Here is a 20,425-nt window from a genome sequence, read left to right as displayed (position 1 = left end):
AACGTTTCGTATGCTTTCTTTGCATATTTGTCTATTTCACAATAACCGACGCACTTGAATCCGCCTGCTTTTTCAAGCCCTGAGCGAAATCCGCCGATACCTGCAAAGATATCGAAATATTTTATCATTTACCACGTTCCTTTCCGCAATAAAAAACGGCCAAGCTTCCTTAACTTGACTGTTACATTGACATATTCATTTCTTCTCCCTCTGTTTGTTCCGATTCTTCTCTGATAACGTGAAAATCGTCCACGCCTGGGAGCACGCCAAGCATTCTGCCATTGTCAAAGACACAATGCAAAGTGCCTATGTCATCAACGTGATCGACCCTGCCAAGAGTCCCCGACTCAACAGGGAACGGGTCATCATTCATTCTGTCAAGGCAGATGCGAGTTCCTTCGGGATATCGTTCTTTCAGCCATTCTACTTTCTTTTCGTAATACATCATAAATCACCTCACAATGTCATTTCAGGTTCTTCGGTCAGCTCTTTGGATTGAGTGCGATCCATTTCCTCCGTCGTTTGCAATGACCAGCTGTCATCAAAACTCCAAAAGCTGACATAGATCTCGCCGTCAGGAGTTTTTATCGGTCTTTGTTCCAGACTCTCTCCTGCACCGTCGCTGAGCTGACCGATAAAATATTCACGGAGATCTTCAAGTTCATCTTTCGTAAGCTGACCGTAAACGCTTGCTGTAACAACTCCCACAAGTTCTTCGTCATTTTCTTCGACAGACATAAATGCCGAAAACACCTTTTGGTCAACAGAATTTCCTCTATTGTACCAATGCATCAGACCTCGCTCTTTTTCCTCAGGCAGATTAAAATCGCTGATAAAATAATTTATCTCCGATTCGTAAGCAGAAGCCTCATTGGGTGAGATTTCATTGTATTCATCATCGTCCCATCTGCTGATCTCAAGAGGGCAGTAAAATTTCATTTCCTGCAAATGCATTTGCATATGATTTTCGTAAAGCAGTTTTGCATTTGGAATATACTGAGCATATCGTGCATAAGGTGCGCCCTCTGATTCGATCAGCAGTCCGTCGCCCTGATCGTCATCGTATATGAGCAGGCAATGATACTGATTATTTATGTCGCAGAACATAAGGTCTGTGTTTTCTGCGATCAGATCATTGTCCTGCATCGGATGCCTTTTCAGGCGTTCAAATTTGTCATGGGTGACTGCTTCTGCCTTTTCCACCACGCAAACTCTTGTACCGAACTCTGGCTCTTTGCGGAGCAGATTTGCATTGATCACAAGTTTTTCATTCATTGTCATTCCTCCGTTCGTATAGTTTTTTGTTTTTTAATAGTATAGCTGCCACATTGGTATCACAACCTTTCCTTAGAAATGAAAAAAGGCTGTTTTATCATCGTCACTTAAATTCGTGACAATAGACAAAACAGCCTTTAAAACTTTGTGATTATTTTTTCATAACAAATCGGCAGGCTCAGAGCGAAATCTGCTCAAAGTCTGCCGTTATGTTCGATATTTTTTGTTGTGTAGGGTTCGACTCCCTTTTTTCGTGAAAACCGGTGAAAAGCATCCACGGTTTTACACTAAAATTTTCCGCTTTCTAAACATCAAAAAAGCCCGTAAATACGGGCTTTTTCAGGTGAATATCCATTTGGTATCACCAATATGGTGCCGCTAACCGGACTTGAACCGGTACGATATTGCTACCGAGGGATTTTAAGTCCCTTGCGTCTGCCTATTCCGCCACAGCGGCGCACTCAACTATGATATTATACCACATGATCAAGTGATTGTCAAGTGCTGATCTTAAATTTTTTGTTCACTGAAAATTTCTTATTGATCATTGTCTTGCAATTTCCCGCGGAATGTGTTATAATGTTATAATAATGCTTTATGGGAGATGATTTCTTGGATCGCAGAAAATGCGTTGCCGCTATTCATGATATTTCGGGCTTGGGCAAGTGCTCGCTTTCTGTGATACTGCCCGTGCTATCCGCTATGGGCGTGCAGGTGTGCCCTGTGCCTACCGCCGTGCTTTCGGCGCATACCGGCTACGGCGACTTCGTCATGCGCGACCTTACTGACTTTATCTCTGATGCTCTCGAGCATTACAAAAAGCTTGGTCAGCATTTCGACTGCGTTTACAGCGGCTTTCTCGCCTCCGCCGAGCAGATAGACCATTGCCTTGATTTTCTCTCGGCATATCCGCAGGCGCTTAAAGTCGTAGACCCCGTTATGGGCGATAACGGCAAGCCTTACCGCACTTTTACCGATGAGCTTTGCCGCAAGATGAGCCGCCTTGTAAAGGCCGCCGATATTATCACGCCTAATCTTACCGAAGCCGCCATCCTCCTCGGCGAGCCTTACCCCGCCGCAGGTCTGAATGCGCGCGAGGTAAGATCTTGGCTGGTGCGCCTTTCGCAGTTAGGCCCGCGAACGGTCGTTATCACGGGCGCTGAGATTTCGGGCAAGGGCATTTCCTCGGTCGGCTTCGACAGTAAAAACAGCAGCTTTTGGAAAGTCGTCAGCGATTATGTTCCCGCTAAGTATTCGGGCTGCGGCGATCTTTACACAGCCGTTCTGACGGGCGGTCTGCTGCTGGGCGATAGCCTGCCGATAGCTATGAGCCGCGCCGCGGGCTTTGCAAAACTTGCGATAAAAACTGCTTACAGCTACGGCGTTTCCAAAAATGACGGCGTGATGTTTGAGCAGCACCTGCCTTGGCTGGCAGAATACAGCGAGCTCAGCGATTTTGAGCCGCTTTGATAAGAGGTCGTTTCGATGAACAGATTGAATATAGTTTTGGTAGAGCCGCAGATCCCTCAAAACACCGGCAATATCTCGCGCACCTGCGCGGTGACCGGCGCTGCGCTGCACTTAGTAAAGCCTTACGGTTTTACGATAACCGATAAACAGCTAAAGCGCGCTGGTCTTGATTATTGGGACAAGCTCGATATTTACGAGTACGATAATCTGGACAGCTTCTTTAAGCAGAACGAAGGCGCGTTCTACTTCTTTACCACTAAGGGCAGAAAAGTACACAGCGAGGCTGATTATCCGCAGGATAAGAATGTATTTCTGATATTCGGCAGGGAAGACAAGGGTCTGCCTGAAGATTTGCTGTACAAAAATTCGGACTGCTGCGTTCGTATACCTATGCGTAAAACTCTTCGCAGTCTTAACCTTTCAAACTCCGCTGCGATAGCCGTTTACGAAGTGCTTCGCCAGTGGGATTACCCCGACCTAGGCAGAGAGGGCAAACTCACCCAATATGTATGGGACGAATAAGGATTTAATTATTTTATATAAGGAGATGTATTTTTATGGCAAAGATCAAGATCATTACCGACTCGGCAAGCGATATTTCCTCGCAGGCTGAAAACGAGCTGGATATACTGGTACTGCCTTTCAAGGTTGTTCTCGGCGATAAAAGCTACACCAGCAGAGTAGATTTCGACAATGAGCAGTTTTACAAGATGATGAACGAGTATGATGGTATGCCTACCCACTCGCAGATCACTCTTTTTGAGTTCACCGAGCTGTATGAAAAGCTCTTCGATGAAGGCTATACCGACGTTATCTACGTCAGCATAAATAAAGAGGGAAGCGCTACCTACGGCAACTCCGTCCTCGCGGCAGAGCAGTTCTTTGAGGAGCACCCTGAGCGCAAGGGCACTTTTAATATTTATAATGTAGACGGCGTTACTTACACAGGCGGCTACGGCTACCCCGTAATGCAGGCGGCTATCAAAGCGAAAAAGGGCGAATCCCCCGCCGCGATAGTCGAGTACATCGAGGACTGGGTGAAAAACTGCACTATCTTTTTCGCGCCGTACACGCTTAAATACGCGAGAAAGTCTGGCAGAATACCTTCTGCAGCGGCGTTTGCGGGCGAACTTATGGGTCTGCGCCCGATAATGCGCATACAGGATAATAAAATAGTTACAAATTCCAAAGTCCGCGGCGATAAGAACATTATCCCTGAGATATTGAAACTCACCGCAAACGAGATGATCCCGCAGACCCCCTACTGCATAGTTTACGGCAGTGACCGCTCAGTAGCGGACGAGATGGCGGCGGTAATGACCAAGAAAATGGGCTATCCCCCCGCTGAGATGTATCAGATAGGCGCCGCGATCGCTATAAACGCAGGCCCTAAGGTAGTCGGCACGATATTTAAGAGAAAAGGCTGACAGCACCGTTATTCGGTTATATCAGACAAAAAGGGGAGAAGCTTATGAGCATTTTTGACAAACTGTTTTCAGGTATAAAGGCGCGTGCTTCCGAGCGGCGGGAGGAGAACCCGGATATGAAGCAAAGCGCGCCGGCAAACGCAGAAAAGCCCGCAGGTGAAGAAATATCGGAGAATAAAAATGCAGCGCTGCGCGAGTCGTTCGCGCAGTCGTTCAAGGCAAGCGCCGAGAGAAGCAGTGATAGAAGATCAAAAGATTACGCGGAATATCTTGCGGAAAACGGAAGAGAGGATCTCGCGGAGCTTATACGCGACGCTCGAAAGAACGCTGTCCTTATAACCGCGCAGGCGACTTCTGACGAGGAAATACCGGTCGGAGCGAGCAAGAGCGGCGGATACCCCGATCTTCCGCCGGAGATACCATATCCTACCCTTAGTGCATTCAGCGCGGAATTTAAAAACGATACCGAGAGTTACCCTGAGTCGGCTATGCAGCTGGCGGCGCAGATAGATCTTGCGGAGGCAGCCCCTTACGACAAAGACGGAGCGCTCCCAAGATCGGGTATGCTGTATATCTTCTGGAGCGGAGAGATCGACCTTGCGGACGCGGAGGGCTGGGTAAAATATACCTTTGGCGGCGAAAACAGAGAGCCTTTTAAGGTGATCTATTATGACGGGGATAAGTCCTCTCTTAGCCGTACCGAGCCGCCGTGCCCTTATCACGCTAAGTATTTCGATAAGCCGATAGAACCGTTGAGATTTTCTTTCGGCTGTAAATACGAGTACGGCATTAGTGAGTACGAGGAAGAGCTTGAAGAGCTTTACGACGAGGACGGCGAATTTACCGCAGACGGCTCTAAGCTTCTGGGATACCCAAAGGGCAGCTTGAACGTTGACAAGCCCTCGCGGCGGGAAACGAATCTTTTTCAGTTCGATTATAAAATGGGGAGCATATGGGGACTTTACTGGTACATCGGCAGGCAGGATCTGAAAGAGAAAAAATTCAGCGCGGTGCGCATGGTGTGCGATCTTGATTGATATAACGTAAAAAATTCTTTAAACCTCTTGATTTTTTTGCTGTTATGTATTATAATAATATTTGGACGGACTTTTCCTGTTCGTGAAATTGTTAAGTATCGGAAACGTTTTTGCTTCCGTAAAAAATCTATTTATGAGAGGATGTCTTAAAATGGCAGGTTTAAACAAAGTTACTGTTGATGACATTAGTGTTAAGGGCAAAAAGGTACTCGTAAGAGTAGACTTTAACGTTCCGCTGAAAGATGGCGTTATTACCAACGATAACAGAATCACAGCTGCACTTCCCACAATTAAAAAGCTCGTTGCTGACGGCGGCAAGGTAGTTCTTTGCTCGCATCTCGGCAAGCCCAAGAATGGCCCTGAGGCTAAGTTCTCGCTCGCTCCCGCAGCAGCAAGACTTGCAGAGCTCGTTGATACAAAGGTAGTTTTCGCTGCTGACGATACCGTAGTTGGCGAAAATGCAAAGAAGGCTGTTGCTGAAATGGCTGACGGCGAGATCGTTGTTCTCGAGAACACCAGATTCCGCGGCGCTGAAGAGACCAAGAACGGCGAAGCTTTCGCTAAAGAGCTTGCAGACCTCGTAGACGACGAAGTATTCGTAATGGACGCTTTCGGTTCTGCTCACAGAGCTCACGCTTCCACCGCTGGCGTTACCAAGTTCGTTAAGGAGACCGCAGTAGGCTACCTCATGCAGAAGGAGATCAACTTCCTCGGCAACGCTGTTGAAGATCCTGTTCGTCCTTTCGTTGCTATCCTCGGCGGCGCTAAGGTAGCTGATAAGCTCAACGTTATCAACAACCTTATCGAAAAGTGCGATACTCTTATCATCGGCGGCGGTATGGCTTACACATTCCTCAAGGCTCAGGGCTACGAGGTAGGTACATCGCTCGTTGACGACAGCAAGATCGACTACTGCAAGGAAATGATCGAAAAGGCTGCTGCTAAGGGCAAGAAGCTTCTTCTCCCCGTAGATACTACCGTAGCCGCTTCGTTCCCTGATCCTATCGACGCTGAGATCGAAGTTAAGAACGTTGATTCTGACAAGATCCCTGCTGACATGATGGGGCTTGACATCGGCACTAAGACCGCTGAGCTTTATGCTGAGGCTGTTAAGTCCGCTAAGACCGTTGTTTGGAACGGACCTATGGGCGTATTTGAGAACCCCGTTCTCGCTAAGGGCACAATCGCAGTTGCTAAGTCCCTCGCAGATACCGACGCTACTACCATCATCGGCGGCGGCGACAGCGCGGCGGCTGTTATCCAGCTCGGCTTCGCTGATAAGATGTCCCACATCTCCACAGGCGGCGGCGCTTCGCTCGAATACCTCGAAGGCAAGGTTCTTCCCGGTATCGACGTAATTGCTGACAAGTAATTTATAAACCACTTCGGGGCAGGCGGGCAAGCTCGTCCGCCCCGTTTTTGGGAATTTTAAAATAAGGAAATGCTTGCAATGACACAAATTTATACATTCGCAGCAGCCGTTCTCTCGCAAAGTCAGAGCGCTTTCGGCAAGACAGGCATACTGGATAGGTTCGGCAATGTCTTCGGGATCATCCTCGCCGTGTTCGGCATAATAATGCTTGTTTTCTCCGCTAAGGTCAAGAAGATGGGCAGCTTTTATCTCGAGATGGAAAACCACGACCCAGTGATAAAAGAAACAGGCTTCAAGCCCGCGGTCGCTAAGGTCGGCGAGCGCCGCTCAAGCGAAATTGCGGGAAAGACTTTTTCTGAAATGCAGCTTCTATTCGAGTTTGAGGGCGAAACTTACGAAAAGTGGACGCCCGACCTCGGACTTGAAGGCGACGTTCAGATAGAGTATGATCCTGCCGACCCCAATGAATTTTACATCGTTGATAAGGTCGAAACGGAGGACGCCCCCGAAGTTGACGAGAATGGCGAAGAGGTCGAGGAGCTGAAAGACCCGCCGAACAAGGCTTTCATAGCTATGCTGATCTTCGGACTTGTGCTGCTTGCTCTCGGCTGTGGATTTTTGTATGATTTTTATTTGAAATAACACGCTTTGCTTATGCAGGGCAATGACTACATAAAAGGAGTTTTTTACAATGAAAAAGGATGTAAGAAAGGCTATAATCGCCGGAAACTGGAAAATGAACAAGACCAGACCTGAGGCTAAGGAGCTTCTCGAGGCTATCAAGCCCCTCGTTGCAAACGCTGAGGGCAAGGTAGAGGTTATCGCTTGCGTACCTTTCACCAACCTCGAAACTGCTGTTGCAGCAACCGCCGGCAGCAACGTTAAGGTAGGCGCAGAAAACGTTCACTTTGAGAAGAGCGGCGCTTTCACCGGCGAGATCTCCGCTGATATGCTTGTTGAGGTAGGCGTTGAGTACGTTGTTATCGGCCACAGCGAGAGAAGACAGTACTTCGGCGAAACTGATGAAACTGTAAATAAGAGAACTAAGGCTGCTCTGGCTGCCGGTCTGAAGCCTATCGTTTGCGTAGGCGAGCTGCTTTGGGAGCGCGAGTGCAACATCACTGAAGAAGTTATCGCTCGTCAGATCAAGCTCGACCTCTTCGACGTTTCTGCTGAGGACGTTAAAAAGACCGTTATCGCTTACGAGCCTGTTTGGGCAATCGGCACCGGCAAGACCGCTACCGCTGACCAGGCTGAGGAAGTTTGCGCATTCATCCGCGCTACTCTTGCTAAGCTGTATGATGACGCTACCGCACAGGCTGTTACAATTCAGTACGGCGGCTCTATGAACGCTAAGAACTGCGCTGAGCTGCTCTCTAAGGAGAACGTTGACGGCGGTCTTATCGGCGGCGCTTCGCTCAAGGCTGCTGATTTCAACACTATCGTTCAGGCTGCTGTTGAAGGCTAAGAAAATTTCGCAAGGGCTGTTTACGCAGCCTTTGCTTAGTTTATAACAATTTTTCCCCATAATAGAAAAGGAGTTAAAATCATGGCAACTAAAAAACCTGTTGTACTTGTTGTAATGGACGGCGTTGGTTTTTCCGTAACAGGTCTTGGCGACGCTGTTACCGAGGCTAATACCCCTACTTTAGATATGCTGCTGAAGGAGTACCCCAATACTTCGCTCAAGGCTCACGGCGACGCCGTTGGTCTGCCCAGCGATGATGATATGGGCAACTCCGAGGTAGGTCACAATGCTCTCGGCTGCGGTCAGATCTACTCGCAGGGCGCTAAGCTCGTAAACGAGAGCATCGAAAGCGGAAAGATGTTCACCTCCGAAACTTGGAAAAACCTATCCTCTAATTGTGTTGAGAACGGCAGCACCATGCACTTCATCGGTCTGCTTTCTGACGGCAACGTTCACTCAAATATCTCGCACCTCAAGATCATGATCAAGCGCGCTAAAGAAGAGGGGATCTCTAAGGTTCGCTGCCATATCCTGCTCGACGGAAGAGATGTTCCCGCAACTTCGGGCATGACTTATATTCAGGAGCTTGAGGACTGTCTTGCTGCTCTTAATGACGAGAGCTTTGACGGCAAGATCGCTTCAGGCGGCGGCAGAATGAAGGTGACTATGGATAGATACCAGGCTGACTGGAACATGGTAAAGCTTGGCTGGGATACTCATGTTCGCGGCGAGGGCAGACAGTTCGCTTCCGCTGCTGAGGCATACAACACCCTCCGTGAGGAGACCGGCGCTATCGACCAGGATCTGCCTCCTTTCGTTATCGCTGAAAACGGCAAGCCTGTCGGCAAGATATGCGATAATGACAGCGTTATCCTCTTCAACTTCCGCGGCGACCGTGCTATCGAGCTTTCTATGGCGTTCGACGTTGAAGGCTTCAACAGCTTTGACAAGTGCGGCTACGATCCTAAGGTTCTCTATGCAGGTATGCTCCAGTACGACGGCGACCTCAATCTGCCTAAGAACTACCTCGTAAATCCTCCCGAGATCACCAATACTCTCTCCGAGGTTCTCGTTAAGAACGGTCTGAACAGCTACGCAGTTTCCGAAACTCAGAAATATGGTCACGTTACCTACTTCTGGAACGGCAACAAGTCTGAGAAGTTCTCTGATGAGCTTGAAACTTGGAAAGAGATCCCATCTGACAGAGTTTCTTTCGACCAGCGTCCTTGGATGAAGTCTGCTGAGATCACCGATGATCTTATCGAGGCTATCAAGTCTGAAAAGTACGATTTCATTCGCTGCAACTATCCTAACGGCGACATGGTAGGTCACACCGGCGACATGGACGCTACCATCATCGGCGTTGAAGCGGTAGACCTCGGACTTACCCGTCTGCTCAAGGTTTGCGACGAGTACAACTGCACTCTGCTCGTGACCGCTGACCACGGCAATGCTGACGAGATGCTCGAAAAGAATAAGAAGGGCGAGATTCAGGTAAGAACCGCTCATTCGCTCAACCGCGTTCCCTTCATCATCTGGGACAAAGAGACTCGTCACGAGATCATCGACGCAGACAGCAAGAAGTACGGCCTTGCAAATGTTGCTCCTACCGTTGCTAAGCTGCTGGGCGTTGAAGCACCTGACTGCTGGGAAGATCCTATGATCTGATCCTGCGCTAAATAGTGTACAAAGAGAACCGCTGCGGCGGTTCTTTTTTTTGTAATCTTGCACAAACATTATGCTTAAAATTTGTACATGATTTTTGAATATTTTTGTATACAAATCACAAAAAATGTGCTATAATATATCTAGTGAATAAATCACATCTCAGAAAAGGGAGGTTACAGATATGAATACTATCATTACGATCGGCCGAGAATTCGGCAGCGGAGGAAGAGAGATCGGCTCTAAGCTGGCAGAGAAATACGGCATTCCGTTCTACGATAAAGAATTGCTTGAAGAGGCTGCTAAGCACAGCGGTATCTGCGAAGAGCTTTTCGTTAAACATGACGAGAGCTGCTCAAACAGCTTTCTGTATTCGCTCGTGATGGGTACATACCCGATGACTCCCGATGGCAGGATAAATCCTGAAATGCCGCTTAATCATAGGATATTCTTGGCGCAGTTTGAAACTATCAAGAAACTCGCCACAGGGCCGTGCGTTATAGTCGGCAGATGTGCAGATTACGTTTTGCAGGATAATCCGAAGATGATTTCGGTTTTCGTGACGGGAGATATGGTGGAGAAAAAACGTCGTATCACTGAGCGCTATGACATCGAGAAGCATAAAGCTGTCGATTTTATTAAAAAGACCGATAAGCGCCGCGCTAATTATTACGAGTACTATACCGACAGAAAATGGGGCGCTGCCACAAATTACGATATTACCGTAAATTCATCTAAGGTCGGTATTGATGGTGCGGTCGAGATGATCTCGGCGTACATTGGGCTTGCGGAGAAACTTCGCGAAGGCTGACCGGATGATATAATGTAATTTAGAATTTTTCTTTTTTCATTTTACTTTCCTTACTTTTCCTATCAGGTTTCGGCTGTCGGTTCATCGGCAGCCGTTTCTTGTTGTATGTAAACGTTTTAGATATGAACCGCGTGTAAAACATTGCGAAATCTATTGACATTGCTTAAAAAAAGTTATAAAATTATAGTGTTAGATTATGCAGTTTGCACTGCAAAGAAAGGACAATTTTTCATGAATAATAAATTCAAAAGGGTAGTCTGTGCCTGCATGGCGCTTACTATGCTCGCTTCTGTATCGGCATGCAGCAGTAACGATAACAATTCTTCAAGTTCAGCTGCTTCCACCGCCGATTCTGCTGCTGATCCCGATGCTTCGAGCACATATCAGCGTCAAACTATCGAGACCGATCCGGTCAGTGAAACGCTCAGCGGTTTTGATCTCTCGGAATATTCCAGTGGTGATGAGGATTCGATACCTAAGGATTTCAAATTTGAGTGCGAGGCTGAGGATGGTAAATGCAAAGGCTCAGCTGCTATTTCTGACAGCACATTCCTTGGCGATCACAGCGGAAAAGGCTTCGTTATCATGATCTCTAAAGATGACAGTGTTACTTTCGACATTGATTTTCCCGCTGAGGGAAGTTACGATGTTACGCTTGTTTCTGCTTCTGATAACGGCGGAGCAGAAGCTTCTGTAACCATAGACGGCGACGCGCTGACGACCTTTACGGCGGCGACCACCAGCTTTGACAATAACGTTGCCGAGCGTGTTCTTATCGGCAAGGGTAAGCACAAGATCGGTATAGCACCCCAGACCAACGCTGTCTACATCGACAAGATAATCATTACTCCATCGGCACAGATCGACTCGGCGGATTATGATGTTAACCGCCAGCTTTGCAACCCTAACGCTACCGACGAAACCAAGCGCCTGTACAATTTCCTCTGTGATTCTTATGGCAAGTACATAATTTCAGGACAGTACGCCGCCGATAACAAGGGCACCGAGAGCCGTGAGTTTAAGGAGATCTACAAGAATTTTGAAGTATATCCGGCTATAATGGGTCTTGACCTTATCGAACTATCTCCCAGCCGCGTTGCTCACGGCAGCTCCAACGGATATGACGCTATCATAAATGCTAAAGACTGGTACCTTAATCAGAACGGTATAGTTACTATGTGCTGGCACTGGAACGCTCCGGAACCGTACATCATGAAGAACGGCGGACAGTGGTGGCAGGGCTTTTACAGCGAGTATACCGACATCGACCTTGCTAAGATCATGAACGGCGAGGATCAGGAAGGATATGACATGCTTGTCAGCGACATCGACACCATTGCGCAGTACCTTGCCGAGCTGGACGATTATCATGTGCCTATACTTTGGAGACCTCTGCATGAGGGCGGCGGCGACCCTAAGTGGAACAATCCTTGGTTCTGGTGGGGCTCGTCGGGCGCTGACGCTTACAAGGAGCTTTGGCAGCTTATGTACGACCGCCTCACAAATTACCACAAGATAAACAACCTTATCTGGGTATGGAACGGTCAGAACGTTTCCTACTATCCTGGCGATGAGTATGTTGACATCATGGGTTACGATGTTTACGCTGACGCCGGCGACTATTCCTCCAAGAAGTGGTATTATGATTATACTAAGTCGACTACTTCCGCGAAAAAGATAGTCGCACTCACAGAAAACGGCACGCTCTTTGATCCCGATACCGCTATGAACGATGGTACGCGCTGGTGTTGGTTCGCAACATGGAACGGCGAATTTACGCTGAAAGATATGCAGCTTTCGGGCGAATATACTTCGCTTGATATGTGGAAAAAGATCTACACAAACGATCATGTGCTTACTCTCAGCGATCTGCCTGATCTGAAAAATTATCCGCTGGATACCGAAAAGTATCTTGAGGAACATCCGGATGAAGCTCCGAAATCTGAATAATGAACAAAGCGGCGTGGAAAGACCTCGCCGTTTTTGTTTGCAAAAATCTTGCATTCCGCGCCGATTCGTGGTATAATAATAATATCCCTTACGGATAAACAATTTTAACGAAGGAAAGTGTTAGTATGTCAAAATATCGCGATCTGCTTGAACGATGCGAAACGCTTGTTATTTTTAAATCGCTCAAAGAGGACGAAGTAGTACACGCGCTGCTCGAAACCCTCGCTGCTGCTGAGGACGAGTGCAGCGACAGCGTTTCATGGTACTGCGAATTTGTTTCGCTGCTCTATAAGCACGGTGACAATTTAACCAAATATATCCTGAAACTTGTTCTTGAAAACGAAAATCTCTATATACTGCGCCGCGGTTCGGGTGAACAAACTGGCGAGCTGCTCGACGAGTGCCTTGCGAACGAGCTTTTTCTGCTTGAAGAGCTTGCTGAGATCTCTTGCGAAGAGCTTACCGATTCGCTCGATTTTGATGGCTTCCTGCCGAGATATAATACCGAAAAAGCTGATTTCTCCAAGATTTATGCCGACCGCATACATAATATTGCTAAATATGGCTATGGCATTTACTCACAGTATCACGTTTTTGTAATCGACAATGGTAAGATCGTTCCAGTCGAATATCCCGACAGCATTTCGCTGAGCCAGCTTTCGGGCTACGAGCGCGAGAGGGGAGAGGTCATCGACAACACCCTTGCTCTGCTTGCCGGCAAGCCTGCAAATAACGTCCTGCTTTACGGCGACTGCGGCACCGGCAAATCCTCGACCGTAAAAGCTATCGCGAACGATTACGCTAAGGAGGGTCTGCGCCTTATCGAGCTGAAAAAGAAACAGCTCCACGAGATACCCGCAATAGTTGAGCAGATAAGCCGCAACCCGCTGAAATTTATAATTTTTATCGACGACCTCAGCTTTACCGAGGACGACGATGATTTCGCCGCGCTCAAAGCGATTCTAGAGGGCAGTGTTTCATCAACTGCAGCTAACCTCTGCATTTACGCGACCTCAAACCGCCGCCACCTTGTACGCGAAACGTTCTCCTCGCGCGAGGGCGATGAGGTTCACCGCGGCGACACTATGCAGGAGCTTCTCTCACTCTCCGACCGCTTCGGACTCACTGTTACATACGTCAAGCCCGACAAGAAGCTCTATCTCACTGTTGTCGAGAGCCTTGCAAAGCAGTATGACATCAAAACGCCGATCGAGGAAGTCAAACAGCGCGCTGAAGCGTTCGCACTCTCTCGCGCAGGCCGTTCGCCGCGCGTTGCGAAGCAGTTTATCGAGTATCTGAAAGGCATGGAGGAATGAAAGTGACAAAGCTTGAATTTGTTGAAGCCGCCACCGACGAGCAGCTTCACCGGCTCGCCGACCTAGCTAACGAGATCTGGCACGAGTTTTTCCCCGGTATAATCACTGAGGAGCAGATCGACTATATGCTCGAGAAATTCCAGTCGTTTGATGCGATGAAGCGGCAGATCGCCGAGGAGGGCTACCACTATAAGATGCTTTTCGTTGACGGCGTACCGCTCGGCTATTTCGGTATTTGCAAAAAGCCCGATGGCTCACTTTTTCTCTCGAAGCTTTATCTCAAAAGCAGTGCGCGCGGCAAGGGTCTTGCTTCCATCATGTGGAAAGAGATAAAGCACATCGCCCGCCAAGAGGGCTGCGAGATGATCTGGCTTACCGTCAATAAGGGCAACACCCACGCGATAAACGTCTATAAGCATAACGGAATGCGTGTTATCCGTGAAGAATGTACCGATATTGGCAGCGGCTTTGTGATGGACGATTATGTTTTTGCATTTTACGTCTGATTTACAGCGAATTTGTCAACATAGTTGTGCAAAACGCTGAAATTTAAAATATAGCTTGACAACAGCACGATTTTTTGCTATAATAATATAGCACGTTAAGCAAGAAATAAAATTTGCTGAGATCGTGCAAGTGAGTTATTAGCTCAGTTGGCAGAGCATTTGACTTTTAATCAAAGGGTCCGGGGTTCGAATCCCCGATAGCTCACCAAAGACCTTGATTTCGTATGATTTCAAGGTCTTTTTTATTTGCAACTAAATTTACAGCATAAAAACAGCCGCAGTACCGTAAAAAGTACCGCGGCTGTACGCATTTGCATATCAGTTTTCGGCTTCGCTCTCAGCCGCTTTCTTTGCGGCCTTGTCGGATTCTTCAGCCTTTGCGTCCGCCTTTTCCTGCGCCTTTATGCTCGCCGCCACGTCTTTCAGATTGGGCAGCTCGTCGCGCGTCAGCGTGTAATTGTTGTTGTAATACTGCTTGAAACGCTGCGCATTCGCTTCTGCCTGCGCTGTATCGGTCAGCGTAACGCCTATCTCCTCGCCGAGGTAAGGCTCGCTCCAAAGCGCTGTGAACGACCAGTACGCTTTTTCCTGAAGCACGCTCTCCATCGCGGGCAGATTGCCGCATTCGCTCATGCCTAGCGGCTTGGTCTTGCAGATGTTGTTGAGGAAGAGCAGTGTGTTTATCTGCGCGTCGCGGTTGCCGTTTGAGTAAACGTCTGCCGAAAGCACATCGCAGTATTCGTCGCCGACGTACCAGTCAGCGTTCTGCGCGCTCCATACCCACACAAGGTTGTTCAGCTCGTGGTAAACGGTCATTCTCGTGTACATCAGCTGCCAGAGCCACTTGTACGAATCCTTGTCCGTGCCCCACCAGTACAAGCCGTTGCTCGCAACGGGCAAAGGACGCCAAAGTACGGCAACGTCCGCCTTTTTCAGCGCTTTCAGCTTGCTTGAAACTTTATCGATGTCTTTCAGTATATTGTAACATTCGTCGGTTATGTCGCCTGCGCCGTGGTGCTGTTCAATGTCTTCGTCAGTCCATATCGCCATCTCTTCAATAGAGTATTTCGGTACTTCCTCCTCGGTCTGAGTAAGCGCCGCCGCCTGCGAACCCGCGCTCTGCTGATCTTCGTTGAGGTCGTCGGGATAGCTGTCGCCGCTCGAAACTGTCTGCTTGACCTTTTCGGGTACGGCTTTCTTTATGTCAAAATTCGTCTTTGCAACTTCAAAATCATTGCCGCCCGCAGGGTCGAGCCAGTACCAGTCGTAAGCTATGATACCGCCATCAGCCGCGTAAGCTTTCGCCGCGGTGACTTCCTTTGTGTTTGAGCGCGTGTAACCGCCTATCTCAGACCAGCGCATAGCGGGGTACTTGCCCTCGGTCATGGTAGCGACGAGGTCGGTAGTTTCGGTGCTTCCAACGCTGTCGTGCTGAGCAGTAAGTATCTGCTTGCCGTAATTCGAGCATATCAGCGAATAGAGCGCCTTCGCGTTGTAGTCGGCGTTCGCGTTCGAGAGCTTTGCCGCCGAAAGGTCGGGGTTCAGCGCGCTGATGTCCTTGTTCGCCTCAATGGTAACGTAGTCGATGTCAGCCGCGTCATCGGTCGAGCGAATGGTTATCTCATTTATGCCTTTATCCAGCCAGATGTTCTCCAGCTTGCGTTCTTCAAAAGTTCCGTTGCTAGTCGAGCGGAACACCCAAACTTCCTTGCCGTTCACATAAAGTCGGCAGTTAGTGTTCTTATCCGCCGCAGTCTGCACGGTGATATTGTAAAACTGCGATTCCGGCAGGTCGAAGCTTAGGCTCCAGTTGTCCTGATTCGCGCCCGTAACATATCCGTCGCCCTTGAACGAAGCACGCTCTTTCTTTACCGAAGCGGTGTCGCCGATTATCGTTCCCGATTCCGCCTGATAGGTCTTTTTGTACTCCACATACGGCACTTCTATAGCGTCGTAATTCACCTGCTGCTGAGTGTTTTCCGTGTCGGCGGCAGAGCTGTCGCTAGTCTGCACGTCGCCCTGTACGTCTGCCGCGCTGTCCGCCGCAGATGAGGCCGAGCTTGTATCTATCTGCTCATTTTTGATGATAGATGTTCCGCAGGAGCTAAGCGCTGTTATCGCGATCATTGCCGCCGCAGCGGCTGCCGCCAGCTTTTTTGCTTTCATGTCTTTTCCTCTTTTCAATTGCTTTCCTTATTTATTCGGCACAGCGGCATATCTCGTACCGCTCGCCCGCTTTCATGTTTATCTTTATGCTTTCGCCGCTTGCATCTGCGCCTTTCAGCATACAGCCCTGCGGCATCACAAGCGTTATCGCAACGTCTTTGTCTGGCACGATAACCGCGTTTACTACCTTGCCGCCGCTCCATTCGCAGCTTATCGTTAATGCTCCGCGCGCACGCAGACCCCTGAAGCTGCCGTCAGCCCATTGCTTTGGCAGGGCGGGGAGCAGTATCAGCTCGCCGTTTTCGCTCTGTAAAAGCGCTTCTGTTATGCCTGCCGCGCCGCCGAAGTTTCCGTCGATCTGGAAAGGCGGGTGCATATCGAACATATTGTCCGAAGTCGAGTACGCCAGCAGTGCACGAACGTTTTCCGCGACCTTTTCGTTGTCGAAAAGCCGCGCCCAGAAGTTGATTATCCACGCGCGCGACCAACCCGTGTGTCCGCCGCCGTGAGAAAGTCTGCGTTCCAGTGTTGCGCGCGCCGCGTCAGCAAGCTCGGGCGTTGAGCGCTTGGTTATCATGTCGCCGGGGTAAAGCGCAAAAAGCTGCGAAACGTGCCTGTGTCCCGGCTCGACCTCGTCGTAATCCACCGCCCATTCCTTTATCTGACCGTACTTGCCGATCTCTGGCTTAGGCAGACGCTCGCGCAGCGCTTTCAGCTTCTTGTTATGCACCATATCTACACCAAGTATCTCCGCCGCTTCTATCACCGCGCTGAAAAGTTCGTAGATTATCTGGCTGTCCATCGAAGGCCCCATGCAGAGCGCGCCCTGCGTTCCGCTTGCCGTGATGTACGAGTTTTCGGGCGATACCGAGGGCGATGTTACCAGCCTGCCCTCGCTGTCCTCTATGAGGAAATCTTCGAAGAACGCCGCCGCTTCTTTCATTGTCGGGTACTTTTCGTCAAGAAAATCGCGGTCGAGAGTAAATTTGTAGTGATCCCATATGTGCAGACAAAGCCAAGCCGCGCCCATAGGCCACTGCGTTCCCGGCATCCAAAGATCTTGAGGAGCGGTGTCGCCCCAAAGGTCGGTGTTGTGGTGGCATACGAATCCGCCGCAGCCGTACATCTCCTCCGCCGTAACTCTTCCGTTCGGGCGCATACGCTCTAACAGGTCAAAAAGCGGCTCTGAAAGCTCGCTGAGGTTGCCCGTTTCCACGCCCCAGTAGTTCATCTCAGTGTTGATGTTTATAGTAAATTTGCAGCCCCATGCAGGCCACATATCCTTGTTCCAAATACCCTGCAAATTCAGCGGGAGAGTGCCGCGCCTGCTGCCTGCTATCATGAGGTAGCGCGCAAAGTTCCAGTAAAGCTCTGTCAGCCCATTATCCTCCGCGCCCTCTTTAAACCGCGCAAGCCGCTCGTCGGTAGGTATATCGCTCTTGTCCTCGCCGACTAATGTCAGCGAAGCGCGCTTGTACAGCGCCTTGTAATCATGCAGATGGCGGTTTTTAAGCTCGTCATATTCCATCTCAGCGGCGGCTTCCACGTCTGCTTTAGCCATCGCCTTGTAGTCTTTACAGCGGTAATCGGTGCGCGCGCTTAGCAGTATAGTCACCTCGTCGCAGCCATCGCAGCTAATGAAGCTTCCGTAAGGCGCAACTTTTCCGCCCTTGCCGATAACTTTTATGTACGCCGCAAAGTTTATCCCGTCCTCCGAGCCGCAGCCGCCGTAGAAAAGTATGGCATCCTCCGCAACAGGGGAGTTGTCGTCGAAATAATCGTCCCTGCCGTCTATCCTAACGCGAATATCCAGCGCGGCGGGTTTTGAAGCCGTCAGCTTTATAGCCATTACCGCGTCAGGCTCGGAAACGAATATCTCGCGGTGAAAATCCACGCCGTCAATGCTGTAATCGCAGCCCGAAACAGCCGTGTCGAGGTCGAGATCCCTCTGCGAGTATTCGCACTCCGCACCCTTGTATTTATAATGTATAATGTTCAGATCTCCAAGCGGCATATAGTGGCGCTGATTTACAGGCGTGCCGCAGAATGCGTCAAAAACTATCTCCTCTGCTTCTGAGATCTTTTCCTCTTTCAGCAGTTTGCGCACTATTTCAAGGTTCGGCTTAGCCGAGGGATTGTTCCTCTTGCGGTATCCGCCTGACCATACCGAGTCTTCATTGAGCTGTATGGTCTCTTCTATCGGCTGACCGAATATCATTCCGCCTATCCTGCCGTTGCCGACGGGCAGTGCTTTGTTCCAGTCGTCAGCGGGCGCTTTGTACCATAAGCGAGAGCTTTTTGCCATTCAGATCATTCCTTTCTTACGAAAAAATCTATTCTTTTAAATTATAACACACCCCGCCATGATTGTCAATATTTTTACAATGTTATATTCTTACATTATTTACAGAAACAGCAGCCATAAAGCTGCTGCATGGTGTTTATTTCTTTTCGTTCGGCGGTACTCCGCCCTGCTTAGGGTTAGCTTTACGTCAAAAGCCCCTGCCGCTTAGCCGTGATATTTAATAACTTTTTGGAGAAGTTTTCATTTATTTTTCATCTCCGCAAAAATTCAAGCAAATTTCATATTTTCCTCTTGACAAATCTCTCATCATGTGTTATTATATAAACGAGAGTTAGCAATATCTAACCAAAAAAAGACTGCTCAGCTGTTACAGCGCGCAGTCTAAAAATAAATGTATAAGTTAGCGTATGTTAACCTATAATATAAGCAGGAGGTGCGCGCAGATGTCTGATAAAGAGCATAGCGATTTCGGCAGGATACTGGCGTTTCAGTCAGCCCCCTCGATGCTTGGCATAAAGCCCGCCAATCTTATCAATATCGACAAAAATAAATTCTCGGTAGAGGATAATATCCGCCTTTTCAACACCCGCGCCGGCGCGAAAGGCATACGCATTTATTTGCTGAAAGAGTATAAGTCACGCAAGTTGCTGCTCGTCTATAATGAAAAGCTGCTTCGCGCACAGCTCGCCCGCCCCGACGTTCAGCGCTGTTTTGCAAAGTTTGGTTACTCTAAGCTAACTACGCTCGGCGAATACCTTATGCGCCTTTCTAAAAGGCTCAATGAAAACGGCGATTTTCCGCACGAGATCGGTCTGTTTCTCGGTTACCCTGTTAAGGACGTAGAGGGCTTCATTGAGAATAAGGGCGAGAATTTCCTGCTTTGCGGCTGCTGGAAGGTTTACTCCAACGCGGGCAGAGCGAAAAAACTCTTTAATAATTACGATAAGTGCAGAGCATATCTGTGCAATAAATTAGATCAGGGCGCTGATATTTATAACGCTCTGAAAATTTCTTAGGAGGTATTTGAGAATGAAAACAGCAGTTATCTATTGGAGCGGTTCGGGCAATACACAGGCAATGGCTGAGGCTGTCGCAGAAGCAGCAGGAGCAGATCTCTTTAACGTTTCTGAATTTTCAGGCAATATCGACGATTACGACAGAGTGGCTTTCGGCTGCCCCGCAATGGGCGCTGAAGAGCTTGAAGAAAGCGAATTTGAGCCTTTCTTCGCAGGCGTTGAGGGCAAGCTTTCCGGCAAGACTATCGCTCTCTTCGGCTCTTACGGCTGGGGCGACGGCGAATGGATGAGAAGCTGGGTTGAGCGCGCTAAGGCTGCCGGCGCAGAGATGATCGACGGCGAAGGTCTTATCGCTAACGAAACTCCCGATGACGAGGCTCTTGAAAACTGCCGCGCACTCGGCGAAAAGCTTGCTAAGTGATTTTTGAGTTATCACAATTTTTAACTCCATATACACTTTATCTGAGGCGCAGGCTGTTTACAGGTCTGCGCCTTGCTATTTGGCGTATGATTTGTTTCACTATCGTGTAGTATTGTAGTATAATATACAAAAAGCTATGCTGTAAAACGGCGTTTTTGTGAATATGTCTGAAAATGAAAATTTGGTGAAAAAATGCTTGACAAAATCGGTTAGCGGTGGT

At 48.8% G+C, this 20,425-nt stretch carries 19 protein-coding genes and 2 tRNA genes; 15 read left to right on the top strand and 6 right to left on the bottom strand.

All coding sequences use genetic code 11. The features are described from left to right. From LI114_RS09280 to LI114_RS09265, 4 genes are all read right to left on the bottom strand, one after another. The coding region (locus LI114_RS09280) for a DNA cytosine methyltransferase (protein WP_227220433.1) at positions 1-128 on the bottom strand (128 nt) is incomplete at its 3' end. 53 nt (positions 129-181) lie between these two features. Further along, the gene (locus tag LI114_RS09275) at positions 182-448 is read right to left on the bottom strand and encodes a DUF4314 domain-containing protein (protein ID WP_041337585.1); all 267 of its coding nucleotides are present in this window, start codon (positions 446-448) and stop codon (positions 182-184) included. An 8-nt stretch (positions 449-456) separates the two neighbouring features. Continuing rightward, a complete protein-coding gene (locus LI114_RS09270; protein ID WP_227220430.1) occupies positions 457-1,275 on the bottom strand; it encodes a DUF6329 domain-containing protein in 819 nt (272 codons plus the stop codon). Between the two features lie 370 nt (positions 1,276-1,645). After that, a tRNA-Leu gene (locus tag LI114_RS09265) sits at positions 1,646-1,732 on the bottom strand. A gap of 155 nt (positions 1,733-1,887) precedes the next feature. On the opposite strand from LI114_RS09265, the gene LI114_RS09260 reads away from it, so the two are divergent. From LI114_RS09260 to LI114_RS09200, 13 genes are all read left to right on the top strand, one after another. Next, positions 1,888-2,745 (top strand): pyridoxamine kinase, encoded by an 858-nt coding sequence (locus LI114_RS09260; RefSeq protein ID WP_022126902.1) that lies wholly within the window; start codon positions 1,888-1,890, stop codon positions 2,743-2,745. A gap of 15 nt (positions 2,746-2,760) precedes the next feature. Further along, positions 2,761-3,267, top strand: a complete 507-nt coding sequence (locus tag LI114_RS09255) for a tRNA (cytidine(34)-2'-O)-methyltransferase (protein ID WP_227220429.1) — start codon at positions 2,761-2,763, stop codon at positions 3,265-3,267. 35 nt (positions 3,268-3,302) lie between these two features. Then, complete coding sequence (locus LI114_RS09250; protein ID WP_227220428.1) at positions 3,303-4,172, top strand: DegV family protein; 870 nt, start codon at positions 3,303-3,305, stop codon at positions 4,170-4,172. Between the two features lie 44 nt (positions 4,173-4,216). Next, positions 4,217-5,209 (top strand): DUF1963 domain-containing protein, encoded by a 993-nt coding sequence (locus LI114_RS09245; RefSeq protein ID WP_227220427.1) that lies wholly within the window; start codon positions 4,217-4,219, stop codon positions 5,207-5,209. Positions 5,210-5,360: 151 nt separating this feature from the next. Then, positions 5,361-6,581: a phosphoglycerate kinase gene (locus tag LI114_RS09240; RefSeq protein WP_227220426.1), complete on the top strand. Its 1,221-nt coding sequence runs from the start codon at positions 5,361-5,363 to the stop codon at positions 6,579-6,581. Between the two features lie 78 nt (positions 6,582-6,659). Next, entirely contained in the window at positions 6,660-7,223 is a 564-nt protein-coding gene (locus tag LI114_RS09235; RefSeq protein WP_227220425.1) for a hypothetical protein, read from the top strand. A 49-nt stretch (positions 7,224-7,272) separates the two neighbouring features. Further along, the gene (gene tpiA, locus LI114_RS09230) at positions 7,273-8,049 is read left to right on the top strand and encodes a triose-phosphate isomerase (protein WP_177444226.1); all 777 of its coding nucleotides are present in this window, start codon (positions 7,273-7,275) and stop codon (positions 8,047-8,049) included. A gap of 81 nt (positions 8,050-8,130) precedes the next feature. Next, on the top strand, positions 8,131-9,717 hold the full coding sequence (gpmI, locus tag LI114_RS09225) for a 2,3-bisphosphoglycerate-independent phosphoglycerate mutase (protein WP_227220424.1): 1,587 nt from the start codon (positions 8,131-8,133) through the stop codon (positions 9,715-9,717). 181 nt (positions 9,718-9,898) lie between these two features. Next, positions 9,899-10,525 carry an AAA family ATPase gene (locus tag LI114_RS09220; protein ID WP_227220423.1) on the top strand — a complete coding sequence of 209 codons (627 nt, stop codon included), beginning with the start codon at positions 9,899-9,901 and terminating at the stop codon, positions 10,523-10,525. Positions 10,526-10,756: 231 nt separating this feature from the next. Then, complete coding sequence (locus LI114_RS09215; RefSeq protein ID WP_227220422.1) at positions 10,757-12,475, top strand: glycosyl hydrolase; 1,719 nt, start codon at positions 10,757-10,759, stop codon at positions 12,473-12,475. Between the two features lie 125 nt (positions 12,476-12,600). Then, on the top strand, positions 12,601-13,791 hold the full coding sequence (locus LI114_RS09210; protein ID WP_227220421.1) for an ATP-binding protein: 1,191 nt from the start codon (positions 12,601-12,603) through the stop codon (positions 13,789-13,791). Beyond that, positions 13,788-14,297 carry a GNAT family N-acetyltransferase gene (locus tag LI114_RS09205; RefSeq protein WP_227220420.1) on the top strand — a complete coding sequence of 170 codons (510 nt, stop codon included), beginning with the start codon at positions 13,788-13,790 and terminating at the stop codon, positions 14,295-14,297. The genes LI114_RS09210 and LI114_RS09205 overlap by 4 nt, the downstream gene beginning before the upstream one ends. 132 nt (positions 14,298-14,429) lie before the next feature. Beyond that, a tRNA-Lys gene (locus tag LI114_RS09200) sits at positions 14,430-14,505 on the top strand. A gap of 110 nt (positions 14,506-14,615) precedes the next feature. Here LI114_RS09200 and LI114_RS09195 read toward each other — a convergent pair. Continuing rightward, positions 14,616-16,463, bottom strand: a complete 1,848-nt coding sequence (locus tag LI114_RS09195; RefSeq protein ID WP_227220419.1) for a glycosyl hydrolase — start codon at positions 16,461-16,463, stop codon at positions 14,616-14,618. Positions 16,464-16,494: 31 nt separating this feature from the next. After that, complete coding sequence (locus LI114_RS09190; RefSeq protein ID WP_227220418.1) at positions 16,495-18,768, bottom strand: glycosyl hydrolase family 95 catalytic domain-containing protein; 2,274 nt, start codon at positions 18,766-18,768, stop codon at positions 16,495-16,497. A gap of 443 nt (positions 18,769-19,211) precedes the next feature. Between LI114_RS09190 and LI114_RS09185 the strand changes: the two genes are divergently transcribed. Beyond that, the gene (locus LI114_RS09185) at positions 19,212-19,784 is read left to right on the top strand and encodes a DUF3793 family protein (RefSeq protein WP_022126916.1); all 573 of its coding nucleotides are present in this window, start codon (positions 19,212-19,214) and stop codon (positions 19,782-19,784) included. A gap of 13 nt (positions 19,785-19,797) precedes the next feature. Continuing rightward, on the top strand, positions 19,798-20,205 hold the full coding sequence (locus LI114_RS09180; RefSeq protein ID WP_227220417.1) for a flavodoxin: 408 nt from the start codon (positions 19,798-19,800) through the stop codon (positions 20,203-20,205). Positions 20,206-20,425: the final 220 nt, after the last annotated feature.

The organism is Ruminococcus sp. 210702-SL.1.03 (assembly GCF_020559915.1).
Taxonomy (GTDB): Bacteria; Bacillota; Clostridia; order Oscillospirales; family Ruminococcaceae; genus YE71.
This window is presented reverse-complemented; position numbering and strand designations above follow the sequence as displayed.